Source organism: Flavobacterium sp. LHD-80, assembly GCF_030929605.1.
Classification (GTDB): domain Bacteria; phylum Bacteroidota; class Bacteroidia; order Flavobacteriales; family Flavobacteriaceae; genus Flavobacterium.
In genome coordinates this window covers 166,842-180,552 of the sequence record NZ_JAVFVS010000012.1, presented here as the reverse complement: position 1 = coordinate 180,552, position 13,711 = coordinate 166,842, and the positions used below count along the sequence as shown (strand labels likewise).

Below are 13,711 nucleotides of genomic sequence, written 5' to 3'. Positions count from 1 at the left end.
TGAAAATTCGTGTAATTTGTGGCGGAAAAAAATAGTAAAACTAAACTTTAAATATCAATTTCTTTTTATAGAAAATCCAAAGTATAATTGACCAGAAAGCCGCATATGCTAAAGCATAAGCCAATGATGAATTCAGGGGATTTTCAAAGCAAGGCACAATTCCATGTTTGTAAATTGCAGATTGAAGACTAATTTCTTCCCCGCCAATTTCTGGATTTTGAAGCTTAATAGCGCTAAGAACTCTCGGAATTACACCCGAAAAGAAAAACACAATCATTGGATTTACGCCCCAAATTAAAAAGAATTTAGTCCATTTTTTATATCCTTGAACGTCGATTATGTAATACAAAATCGTTAAACATAAAGTACCTATTCCGGCAGTGTATAAAACATAAGAGCTTGTCCAAAGTGATTTATTTATTGGGAAAATTATATTCCAAAGCAAACCTCCAATTACTAAAACTACTCCAGAAATTGCAGTCTTTTTTAGAATTTCAGTTTTAGTTGCTTGAGAGTTCAGTATTTGACCAATATACATTCCAAGAATTCCTGTTCCAATAGCTGGTAATGTGCTCAAAATTCCTTCTGGATCCCAAGTTTTAGACGCGATCCATAAATGTCCGTTTAAAAGCGTATCGTCTAACCAAGCGGCAAGATTTGTACCTTTCTCAAAATTGGCTGGGCCAAATCCAGGAACGGGAACAAAAGCCATTAAAAGCCAATACCCAATTAAAAGCGTTGCTAAAACAATAAGTTGTGTTTTTAAATTTGATTTTAGGTACAGAATAGAAGTAAAGAAATAAACAATTGCAATTCGCTGTAAAACACCTGGGATTCTGGTGTCTTCAAAATGTTCCAGACCACTAAATGCTAAAGAAATTAGTATTACAAAAATTCCTACCGCAAGAATGGTTTTGACTTTCATTGAAAAGTTTCCTAAAAGGGCATAAGCTACTGCAAATGCAATGACCAATCGTACTGCTAACAAAGGAATTCCTTCTAAACCAAATAGATGAATTCTGCTGAAAACGCTTAAAAACAATCCTAAACAGAAAATTCGTAGTGAACGAACCAAGATTTTATTAAAAACAGCTCCGTCAAAATGTTTTACCGGCATTGCAAAAGGTATTGCAGTTCCCATTATAAAAACAAAAAATGGAAATACTAAATCAGTTGGCGTACAGCCGTGCCATTCGGCGTGTTCTAATGGAGCATAAATAGAGTCCCAGCTTCCCGGATTATTTACTATCGTCATCAATAAAATAGTAAATCCTCTAAATACATCCAGCGAGGTTAAACGTTCTTTTGTCATTGGTTTGTTTTTTTAGATAATAGATTTTAGAAGAAAGAGGCAAGAAGCAAGACTTTTGCCTTAAATTATTTTATGATTGCGTCTTGAATAATCTGCTGAATTTCTTCTCTGATTTTTCCTTTTGCTAATTTATTTTCGTCATTAATAACTTCTGGATAGGTTCTGTTGGATAGAAAAACATAAACAATTTCGGTTTGAGGATCAACCCAAGCCATGTTTCCGGTAAATCCTGTGTGGCCAAAACTAGCTTCAGAAACGCAACCGCAAGTTGGTCCGCCTTTACCAATTCTTTTGTCAAAACCTAAACCTCTTTGAACGCCTTTGTCTTTGTAATAACAAGTATTAAAGGCATCAAAAGTTTGAGGTGAAAAATATTGAATACCGCCGTAATTTCCTTTTTGTAAAAACAACTGCATCATTTTGGCAACATCCATTGCATTCGAAAAAATTCCAGCGTGGCCAGCAACGCCACCTTCCATTGCCGCCGCCATATCATGAACATAACCTTGAATAGTTTGATGTCTGAAATAATTATCAATTTCAGTAGGAGCAATGTTGATTTTTTCAAATTTATTTAACGGATTATAAAGCGTATAATTCATTCCCAGCGTGTTGTAGAAATTCTCTTTACTTAGATCTTCTAATTTTTCATGTGTTTTTCTTTCTAAATATTCTTTCAGAATGATGAAAGTAAAATCGCTGTATTTGTATTCAATTTTTGGAGAAATCGGGCTTTTAGCAATGATTTTCATAATTGTATCATGATAATCATTTCTTAAATAAAGACTGTCTGAAACTTTTGTTGTAAAACCTGCTTCGGCAATTTTTCGATAGTATTTTTCAGAAGGATTCGTTTTGCTGTCTAAAGTTGCTTTGTAAAACGGAATCCAAGCCTGAAGTCCTGCATAATGATTTAGCAAATCCTTGAAAATGATATTTTCTTTATTCGTATTGGCGAAAAAAGGCACCATATCTTTCAATTTGGTGTCTAAAGTAACTTTATTTTTATCATACAATTGCATCACATTTGGCAATGTCGAAATCATTTTTGAAATCGAAGCGACATCATACAAATCAGTATTAGTTACTTTTTTTCCGTTATCGTAGGTTTGCGATCCGTATGATTTCTGAAAAATCACATTTCCTTTTCTGGCAACCAAAACCTGCATTCCCGGAGTCATTTTTCCATCAATTGCTTTTTGCGCTACCGCATCAATTTTTGATAGAATGGCTGGATTCATATTGACATTTTCCGGAGCATTAAAAGCCAGACGATTTAATTTTTGAGTCGGCAATCCGTCGTTTACTTTGAAAAAGTTATTGATCGAAACCGGCAGTTTTCCTTTGGCTTCAATAGCTCCAAAAAGCAATTCAGCAGAAACCACCTGACTGATATCTGAATTTTGGTAAGAAACTACTAATCCTTCAATATCTTCAAAATCTGTAATTGACAATAATGAATAAGGTTTTGCAAAAACATCTAAAATTACTTTGTTGTGTTTCGCGATTTCTTTCAGCCAAAGCATTTCTGCTAAAGTAAATTCTTGTTTTTCCCAAGGTTTATTTACTTTATGAAAGCTGATAATAACCTTGTCAAACTTTTTCAATTCTTGATTTAAACTGTCAAGATTGTTGTCTTTCACTTCTGTAATTTCCGTGTATTTTTTTAAAGTAGAAACAAAAGCACTATTGGTATCATCGCCCAATTTTATGTAAGCAATTTTCTGATTCAGTTCTTTTATCGGAAGTATTTCCTTTTCATTTTTTAAAACGGTAACCGCATTTTCATATAATTTATAATGCAAAGCATCATTTTGCGACGGATTAAGATCATTGTAAATATTCGCCATATCGATAGGCTTGTAATGATTTAATCCTGCTTTGAATTTATAATGCAGAATTTTTTTAACCGAATGCGCTAAACGTTCTTCAGTTATGATATTATTTGCATAAGCTTCTTCTAATTTTACAACTGCTACTGGTACATTTTCTGGACACAATAAAATGTCATTTCCGGCCAAAAGAACAGCAATTTCTAATTCTCCGGGGCCTTTAAAATTGCTGGCGCCTTTCATCGCTAGACCATCTGTAAAAATCAAACCTTCAAAGCCTAATTCTTTTTGAAGAAGATTGGTGACTACATTATACGAAGCCGAAGAAGGCAAATTTGGAGTTGGCTCTAAACTCGGAATATTAAGATGCCCAACCATAACCGAAACTAAGCCTTCGTCAAATAATTTTTTATAAGGATACAATTCAACTAAGTCGATTCTTTCTTTTGAAAAATTTACTAAAGGCAATGCATGATGCGAATCGGTTGAGGTGTCTCCATGTCCAGGAAAATGTTTTCCTGTACTGAAAACGCCTTGACTCTGTACACCTTTCATTAAAGCAGTTGCTTTGTTGGCTACATTAACTTTATCTTCGCCAAAAGAACGATTTCCGATAATTGGATTTTTAGGATTGGTATTGATGTCCAAAACAGGAGCAAAGTTGAAATGAATTCCAATTCGCTTGTTTTCATTGGCCATATTTTGCCCTACTTTTTCAATTAAATTTAAATCCTGAATCGCGCCCAAAGTCATGTTCCAAGGATAACGATACGTAGAATCTAAACGCATGGCTAATCCCCATTCAGCATCAATTCCGATGAACAAAGGCACTTTTGCTTTTGACTGATACAAGTTGGTTAATTTTGCTTGACGAACTGGACCGCCCTGAAAAAAGATAACGCTTCCTACTTCATATTCTTCAATTAAATTTTTGATTTGATTAACGTGAACCGAATCTTTATTTGAATAAGCCGAAACCATAAAAAGCTGTCCTACTTTTTCACGAATCGACATTTTGCTGTAAATGCTGTCAACCCAAGCGGTTTCTTTATCTGAATCTTTGAAAAAAGTTTTTTTCGTTGCTTTATCAGTTTTGTAAACAACAGTATCTTTTAACGGAATGTCTTTTTTTGAATCTGTAACTGCATTGTTTTTTTTGACAGCGCAATTGGTGATTAAAAATAAAAATGAAGCGCAAAGGCTGATCTTTATGATGTAATCTTTCATAATATTGTTTTTTGAATCAATTGAAGATTAGTTTTTAACCTTCAATTGATTAGTAGATTATTTGTGTTTTTAAGATGCTTAAAAACTTATTTTTTCGCTTGTGCGTGAACTTGTAAGGTATAATCCTAAATAGGTAATTAATCCGTTTAAAACGATTAACTCATTATCGAAAACATATCCAGCAAATAACAATTTCGAATTTTCATTTATCAAATAGGTTACGAAAGGAGCGACCAAACACATTAGCGGTACCAATTTATCATTGACATTTCTTGATTTTTGGAACAATCCAAAAGCATATAATCCTAACAATGGTCCGTAAGTATAAGAAGCGACTTTGAAAATCATTCCCACAACAGAGCTATCGTTAATGGTATTGAAAATTATAATCACAAAGAAAATTAATACCGAAAAACTGATGTGTACTAAATGTCTCGTTCTAACCGTATTTTTTCTTGTATTTTCACTTTTGTCCATGCCTAAAAAATCAACGCAGAAAGAAGTGGTTAAAGCTGTTAAAGCCGAATCTGTAGTGGCAAAAGTAGCTGCGATAATTCCAAGTAAAAATACAATGGCAGGAACTACGGCTAAATGATTTAGGGCAATTTCGGGGAAAAGTAAATCGGTTCTTGGTTTGCCTGTAACGAAATCAGTTGGAATTGCGATTCCGTTTTTATTTGCATAGATGTATAATAAGGCTCCAACGCTTAAAAAGAAAATATTGATCACAACGAAGATTCCTGTAAAAGTGAACATGTTTTTTTGTGCTTCGCCAATGTTTTTACAGCTCAGGTTTTTTTGCATTAAATCCTGATCAAGTCCTGTCATAGCAATGGTAACGAACATTCCCCCTAAAATTTGTTTGATGAAATGGAATTTACTTCCAAAGAAATCATCAAAGAAAAATATCTTAGAATAGTTGCTGTTTTTTACTTCTTCGAATGCGCTAACGGCACTTAAATCCATACGGTCGCAAATGAAATAAATAGTAAGAAAAACCGATGTTACAAGAAAGAAAGTTTGTAAAGTATCTGTAATAATAATCGTTTTTAGTCCGCCTCTATACGTATAAGAGAAGATAAGAAGCAATGAGATTAATACCGTCAAGGCAAATGGAATATGAAAGAAATCGAACACAAAACGCTGCAATACAATCACCACTAAATAAAGCCTGAATGCCGAACTTATGGTTCTGCTGATTAAGAAAATCGAAGCGGCAGTTTTGTAGCTGTAGAGCCCCATTCTTTGCTCAATATAACCATAAATTGAGGTCAGATTCATTCGGTAATATAACGGAAGTAAAAGTTTTGTGATTACGATAAATCCCAGTGCATTCCCTAATACAAACTGAAAATATTTAAATTGTTCACCGCTTGGTGCGCCAACTTCTCCAGGAACAGATATAAAAGTTACTCCAGAAAGAGCAGTTCCAATCATACCAAAAGCAACTAAATACCATTTTGAGTTTTTATTGGCAGTAAAAAAAGCATCATTTCCGCTGTCTTTTCTGCTCACTCTATGCGAGATATAAAATAATGTTCCGAAATAAACAATAATAAGGAGAAGGATGGTACTTGGTGTCATTTTATAGTTTTGATGGTTTGTCTTTTTGTAAATTACTCAAGCAAAATGCATTTCATTTTAATAGGCCTAACAAATTTTAAAGCTTGTTAGGCCGCCGTTAAAACTCAAAAATTGAAAAAATGCAGTTTTTGATTTGTATAAATCTATAAAAAGATTTTAATGTGTGGTTTTTAGATTTACAGATTTTTGTTTTGAGCCTGTAAAACCGCTCTTACGCTTTTGTGTTTATGAAGTAATTCTTCGGCTAAATCATATTCAATTCCAAGTTCTTCGATAATCATTTTGATTGCTCGTTTTACTAGTTTTTCGTTAGACAGTTGCATGTCGACCATTTTGTTGCCCTTTACTTTTCCAAGCTTAATCATTACCGAAGTAGAGATCATGTTTAAAGTTAGTTTTTGAGCCGTTCCTGCTTTCATTCTCGTACTTCCTGTTAAGAATTCTGGCCCTACAATAAGTTCAATTGGATAATCTGCTTCTTGAGCAATAAGACCGTTGCTGATGCAGGAAATACTTCCCGTTTTGATATTGTGTTCTTTAGCTTTTTTCAAAGCGCCCAAAACATAAGGTGTGTTTCCAGAAGCAGCAATTCCGATTATCATGTCTAAACTTGAAATTTCAAATTTGGCTAGATCTTTCCAAGCTTGTTCCGTGTCATCTTCAGCATTTTCAACTGCTTTTCTAATGGCAGTATCGCCTCCAGCAATAATTCCGATAATCATATCATGCGGTACGCCAAAAGTAGGAGGGCATTCTGAAGCATCTAAAATTCCGATTCTTCCAGAAGTTCCCGCTCCAATATAAAATAATCGTCCACCCAACTGCATTTTTTTTACGATTGCTTTAACCAGTTTCTCAATTTTAGGAATCTGTTCTTCGATAATCTGTGGTACCTTTTTATCTTCTGTATTGATGTTGATAAGAAGTTGTTTCACGCTCATTTGATCCAAATCTTTGTACAAAGATTCTTGTTCAGTTTCAGGATTTTTATTGTTCATTTTTCTTTTCTTTTTTTGGTTGTTGAAACAGCAGATTTTGATATTTTTTGCTTTCGATTATTTGTATAAGGGGTCTCTATTTTGATAAAAAATAGTCAATTTGGGGGTTGAAAAACAGTTTTATTTAGTAGAGTAAATAGGGCTTTCTCTTGATTTTAAAAGCCTCTAAATCTTTTTTCCAGCTTTCTCGAATGTCTTTTTCCGAAACTCCAGATTCAATTTGTTGTTGCAGTTTTTTTGTTCCGGCAAGTTTGGTGAAAAAAGCATTAAAAAACTTCGTTTTGTCGCTGGTATTTTGATAGGCTTTTATAAGCCATTTTAATTCTAATTTGGTTAGTTTAGGATAAGAAGTTAAATCTTCACCAAAACATTCTTTTCCGTTATAAAGCGGATCTTTGGCTCCAAAATTTGGCTTTGGCGTAAAGCTGAAATTGGTTTTTGTTAAGTAAGGAGAACCATAAATTTGAAATTGTGTTTCAGTTCCGCGTCCTACGCTAACATTGGTTCCTTCAAAAAGGCATAAACTCGCGTATAGGTTTATAGATTGATCGTTTGGCAAATTTGGAGATGGTTTTACCAATAAACTGTATTGCATTGTTCGATTGTAGTTGACACATGGAATAACAGTAAGTTTGCATTGTGCAGCATTTTTTAGCCATTTTTCTCCATTTACCATTTGTGCATATTCTCCAATTGTCATTCCGTGTAAAAGCGGAATAGGGTGCATGCCTACAAAACTTGTAAATTCTTTTTCTAAAAGGGGACCGTCAACAATACTTCCGTTAGGATTTGGACGGTCAAGGATTATTAGGGGAACATTGTTTTCTGCACAAGCTTCCATTACATAATGTAAAGAAGAAATATAAGTGTAAAAACGAGCGCCAACATCTTGTAAATCGAAAATCATAATATCGATTCCCGCTAATTGTTCCGGTTTTGGTTTTTTATTGTCTCCATAAAGAGAAATTATTGATAAACCGGTTTTAGCATCTTTTCCGTCAACAACATGTTCGCCTGCATCTGCAGTTCCTCTAAATCCGTGTTCAGGAGCAAAAATGGTTTGTACTGCAACTTTTTTTTCAAGCAAAAAATCTACCAAATGCGTTTTGTTAGACAAAAGTCCGGTTTGATTGGTGACGATTCCTATTTTTTTATCCTTTAAAAGCGGCAAGTATTTCTCATAATTATCGGCTCCCGTTTTGATTGCAGGAGGATTAATTGCTGAGCTACTGCTTTTTGCCACCGCTTCAAGTGAATTTGAATAAGAAGTCGTAACAAAGAAAGAAGTTACAATAAGAACACTTTTTGCTATGAATTTTATCATTGTAATTACAGTTAATAGTTAAGGCAAAAATGCACTAATAAAATTAGTTATAATTTGATTGCTATTGATGTTTTTTTGATTGTTGTAGTGTGGTATTGTAGAAATGGGTATCTGAGTTTTCAGATTGGGATTTTATTTCGTCTGTCTCTTGATGTGATGAGAAAAGACTTTTTTAAATACTGCCTCTGGTTAATTAGGTTCCAGAGGCAGTTTTTTATTTTAAGGGGCAATCTATTTTATGAATTCCGAATTACCAGCCTGGGTTTTGTTTTAATGTTACACCCTCTGCTGCGTATAAATTGATGTCATTTGTTGGAATTGCACTTAAGTAATTTTTTGGTGATACAAATAATCTTGTTACACCTGCAGCATAAGGAATTACATATCCTTGCGCATTTACTTTTGTTTTAGTGTTTCCTCCGATCAAGGCAACTATTCTAGCTCCTAAAATAACATCTGGATTAGCATTAGTATCTAAATAATCTCCTTTTTTCCAACGCATAAGATCTTCTTTTCTCATTGTTGTCCAGCTCATAAACTCAATTCTGCGCTCACGACGAATCTCCCAGATAATTGGATTAACAATTCCTGCTTTTGCTTCTAATGCAGTTGATCTTTGTGGGTCATCGATTTGTACGCCATTAGCAGCAGCATTTGTTCCGTCTGTAGTTAAAACAGCGATTCCTGCACGTGTACGAACTTTGTTAATTGACAAGTTAAGATCAGCATTCGTTATTGTACCTAATTCTGCACACGCTTCAGCATAATTCAAGTAAACTTCGCTAAGTGTAAAAATTGGAGCATCAATTTGATTTTGTCCAATTGTTGTAACCTCTGTACCTGTTGTAGCGGGGTTGTTGTACAGTTGGAATACATATCCTGTTATCGATGTCAAACCATTAAATGGCTTGTCAGAATAAGCGTAATCTGCGTTGCTGAAAGCTTTAGCAAATCTTGGATCTCTGTTAGCAAAAGTATTAGCAATTGTAGCATCACCTAAATATTGAGCGTTTCCAGCTTGTTTGATAGGCAATCCGTTAGTAGTTACATAACTTTCTGCACCAAATTTTGTCAATCCGTTTTGAACAGTAGATGTATTTGTGTATGCTTGAATACCATTTCCTAAAACACCTTTAATGTATCTTTTTGTCAAAATTACTTCAGTGTTTCCTAATAACTCAAGAGAATTGTAAAGTGCTTTCCAATCTGCGTTTAGTTTGTAAGAGTTATTATTCATTACTGCTAAAGAAGCATCTTTTGCTTTTTGAAGGTAAGCATTTCCATTTTGCGCCAAGTTATATTTTCTGTAAGTACCTTCAGTTAAACACACTTTGCTTAATAATGCATATGCAGTATATTTATTTACGGTAACATTACTATCATCAACGTTTAACAACATTGGAATTGCTTCTTCCAAATCTTTAATTACATTGTCGATTACTTGTGCTCTCGTTATAGCAGGTTTGTAAACATTAGCATCATTTTGAGCTAAATATTGGTCTGTATAAGGTACATCTCCAAACTGTTGTGCTAAACGAAAATACGTATTAGCCCTAAAAAACTTTGCAACACCTATGTAGTGGTTTTTCTTTGTCTGATCCATAGGAACATTAGGCACTCTTTCTAACATAAGATTGCAACGACGAATCAATGTGTAATATTCGTTCCAGTTTGCATTAGTAGCATTTGCAGCCGTCGGAAAGTTGGTGAAAACGTTCATGGCTAAGTTGTCGTCTATTAATCCTGTAGATGTAGCATGAAAGTAAAAATCAGCTGTAGTTCCAGCATTATTTCCGTACCCATTAAAGGTGTTATAGTTTAGCCAAGAATATGTCTTTACGTTATTTTCTGAAGTCCAAAAATTGTCGTCTGTAAACACATCTTCTGGAGGTGTATCCAAAAAGTCTGAACAGCTAACAGCTAAACTTGCAAAAGTAAGCAAGGCAACTGATAGTTTTATCCTAGAGTTTATTATTAGTTTTCTCATTTTGATTAATTTTTAATTTTTAAATACATTTTTTAAAACGCAAGTTGTATACCAACTGACCATGTTTTAGAGTAAGGGAAAGTTCTTCCCCATGCTGCTTCAGTTTCATTGATTTCAGGATCTACTGGCAATTTACTGCTTTTCCAAGTAGCTAAGTTCAAGCCTGAAATGTACGGTCTGATTTTATCAATTCCCACTTTTTGTGTAATACTTTTAGGGAAAGTATATCCAATAGTCATCGATTTTAAACGTAAATAAGACATGTCTAATAAATAACGTGATTGCGCAACAAAATTGTTTGATCCAGGTGCATAAGTTCCAAAAGCGTTACCTGCATGTCCAGGGTATGGATTAGGGAAATACGCATCTGTATTTTGTGGTGTCCAATAGTCATTTTGGTTTTCGTACAGCGCATCTGTTCTATTATAGAACGGTAATATTAAGTCAGAAGTTGCCCAATATTCACGTTTTCCAACTCCTTGAAAGAAAGCATCAATATCAAATCCATAAAAAGTACCTCCTACACGAGCACTATATTGATAACGAGGCGTTGTATTACCAATAACTTTTAAATCTCCAGGATTAGTAGCTGTTCCATCTCCTCTTGAGATTACTCCGTCACCATTTAAGTCCTTGTACATTACATCTCCTGCACCATATCTAAAAGCACCTGTTCTAATGTTTTTATAATCAACACCGTTTACTATTAATCCTGTTGCGTCAATCTGATCTGTTGATTGAATTAATCGGTCTGTTTCTAATCCCCAGATTTCTCCAATTTTTTGACCTGCATAAAAAGATCCCAAAAGTTTAGAAGTGTTGTTCCATTCCGTTACTTCTGTAGTGTTGTCATAAAGAGCAAGATCAGTATAAACATTAATGTCTTTATTGATTTGTTTGTTAAAGTTAATCGCTAATTCCCAACCAGTTGTTCTTAAATTTCCTGAGTTCGTATTGGCAGCAGCCTGACCAAATGAACCTGGAAGCGTTTTACCTGGAGCTAACATTCCTTTTGTATCACGTTGGTAATAATCAAAAGTCAAACCTAACATATTAAATATTCTAATATCAATACCAACATCTTGAGAGTTTACTTTTTCCCATGTTAAGTTTGGATCAACGTTTGATGGCTGATTAACAGAAGGTGGTACAGTTGCGCCACTTCCTAACCAAAAAGGGTTAGCGTTAGTCATAGTTGGTAAAAAGGCATTAGCCGCGATGTTTTGATTTCCAATTGAACCAACAGATCCACGGATTTTTAAATCATTTAACCAGCTTTTTGTGCCTTCCATGAAACCTTCTTCAGAAATTCTATATGCAACAGAAGCAGAAGGGAAGAATCCCCATTGCTCATCAGTAGGAAATTTTGATGAACCGTCATAACGTCCGTTTAATTCCAATAAATATTTCCCTTTGTAGTCATAATTCACACGTGCAAAGAATCCGGCAATTGCATATCTTGATAAACCTGGATTTAAAATTGCAGTAGAAACAAGTGGTGAAGTAAATTGATCACCAATAGCTAAGTTAAATTCTGGTTTGTTTTTATCTAAAAGTGTATTTCTACGAGCATACGTTCTTTCAAAATCATACCATTCAGAGTTCAAACCACCTAATAATTTAAAGTTATGGTTGTCACCTAATGTTTTGCTATAATTTCCAAAGATATTTGCCACATTTCTTGTATAAGATGATTTAGCTTGTGCAACAAAATCATTTGCACTTTCCATCATTGTAGGTTTTCCTGCAACTAAGTCAGCTGCACTTGTCCACCAGTCCCAAAGAGGTATCTGGCCACCGTTCATTTTAAGACTTGAGAAATTGTTGTTTATACTGTATTCTCCAACGATATTAAAGTCTTTTGTGATTTGAGCAGTAAGTCTACCACTTATCCTCATATCATTCGATTTGCTTTCATTTTGAGAAGCATTTGCCATATAACCTGGCGCATGTCTAAAGTAAGTACCATTATAAGTGCCATATGGGAAGTAAGAACCCCAACGCATGTAGTATCCAAAATATCCATTACCATCAGTATCAAGACCACTGTTGTAGTAGTTGAAAGGAGAATCATATTCTTGGAAAGTTCCTAATACTTTAAAATCTCCAGTAAGCCAGCTTGCTAACTGTGTAGTCATACCAAGGTTAAGATTGAATCTTTTGTTGGTTTCAGTATTGATTTTCATTACACCTTCTTGATTAGCAAGACCTAACGAAACAATAAATGAACTTTTTTCTCCCAAAGAACCTTGAGCTGATAAATTATGAAGTGTTTGTACCGAATTCTTTTTCAACATTTCATCATGCGGATTCCAAATTCTGTAGAAATATTCTTTTCCACCAATAACATCAAAATCTTCTCCTAAGATCATATTTTTGTCATTTGGGTTTCTTGTTGCAGCATATTTTTGCTTCCAGTTAATGATACCAGGCAATAATGTTTTGTAGTTCATACCAAAAGATTCTGGATTTGCGTTACCAGCTCTGGCTTGTGCCTCGATCATTGCAGGAAGTTCTACAGTAGGATCATTAAATTGAACCAAAGAAATTGGGTTGCTCCAACCTGTATTGTTGCTGTAAGCAAATCGTACTTTTCCTTTAGCATTTTTACCGCTTTTAGTAGTAATTAATATAACTCCAAAAGCAGCACGTGCACCATAAATAGAAGCAGAAGCTGCGTCTTTAAGTACAGACATAGATTCTACGTCTTCTGAATTTAACATTGACAAATCTCCTGGAACACCATCTACTAAAATAAGTGGTGATCCTGTAGCTACTCCATTTACAATAGTTCCAGCTCCACGAATATTAACATTCGATCCTTTGCTTATGTTACCTGAATTATAAGTAATATTAAGTCCTGGAGTAGTTCCTTGTAAACCTTTTGTGATATCTGTAATAGGAATACTTCCTAAAGCTTTTTTAACATCTACCTTAGCAACAGCTCCTGAAAGATTTGCTTTTTTCTGAGAAGAGAATCCTACTACAACTACTTCATCTAATTTTGCAGTGCTTGAAGATAGTTCAACATTAACAGTTTGTTGCCCTTCGATTTTTACTACTTGAGTTTCAAATCCCATGTAGCTAAAAGCCAGTGCTCGGCCTGGCGCTATGCCGATGCTGAATTTTCCGTCAAAATCAGTTGTAGTTCCATTGGAAGTTCCTTGGATCATTACACTGACTCCGGGTATCGGAAATCCATCTGCTTTGTTTTTTACAGTTCCAGTGATTGTTTTTGTTTGCCCAAAACTTGCTTGAATGAACAAAACCAACAATGAAATAAGAAATAGTTTTTTCATAATTATCTGGTTTTTTTTATGGTTGTTGAGCAAATATATTTATTTATTGCATACAAATGCATTATTTTGTATTTTTTTTCAAAAATTAACTAAAATAACGCAAAATAACGCAATTTTTAAATATTCATTTTTTCAATTTTAAGTTTTT

The 13,711-nt window shown here is 34.3% G+C and carries 7 protein-coding genes; all 7 read right to left on the bottom strand.

What is annotated here, in order from left to right:
• Nucleotides 1-40: 40 nt before the first annotated feature.
• Nucleotides 41-1,312: a DUF5009 domain-containing protein gene (locus tag RB619_RS17695; RefSeq protein ID WP_308099924.1), complete on the bottom strand. Its 1,272-nt coding sequence runs from the start codon at nucleotides 1,310-1,312 to the stop codon at nucleotides 41-43.
• Between the two features lie 65 nt (nucleotides 1,313-1,377).
• Nucleotides 1,378-4,371, bottom strand: a complete 2,994-nt coding sequence (locus RB619_RS17690) for a glycoside hydrolase family 3 N-terminal domain-containing protein (protein WP_308099919.1) — start codon at nucleotides 4,369-4,371, stop codon at nucleotides 1,378-1,380.
• 78 nt (nucleotides 4,372-4,449) lie between these two features.
• Nucleotides 4,450-5,955, bottom strand: a complete 1,506-nt coding sequence (locus RB619_RS17685; protein WP_308099917.1) for a sodium:solute symporter — start codon at nucleotides 5,953-5,955, stop codon at nucleotides 4,450-4,452.
• A 176-nt stretch (nucleotides 5,956-6,131) separates the two neighbouring features.
• Nucleotides 6,132-6,953, bottom strand: coding sequence for an N-acetylmuramic acid 6-phosphate etherase (gene murQ / locus RB619_RS17680; RefSeq protein WP_308099915.1), 822 nt, complete (start codon nucleotides 6,951-6,953; stop codon nucleotides 6,132-6,134).
• A gap of 124 nt (nucleotides 6,954-7,077) precedes the next feature.
• Entirely contained in the window at nucleotides 7,078-8,277 is a 1,200-nt protein-coding gene (locus RB619_RS17675) for a DUF1343 domain-containing protein (protein WP_308099913.1), read from the bottom strand.
• Nucleotides 8,278-8,527: 250 nt separating this feature from the next.
• Complete coding sequence (locus RB619_RS17670) at nucleotides 8,528-10,264, bottom strand: RagB/SusD family nutrient uptake outer membrane protein (protein WP_308099911.1); 1,737 nt, start codon at nucleotides 10,262-10,264, stop codon at nucleotides 8,528-8,530.
• Between the two features lie 32 nt (nucleotides 10,265-10,296).
• Entirely contained in the window at nucleotides 10,297-13,563 is a 3,267-nt protein-coding gene (locus RB619_RS17665; RefSeq protein WP_308099909.1) for a TonB-dependent receptor, read from the bottom strand.
• Between the last annotated feature and the right edge of the window lie 148 nt (nucleotides 13,564-13,711).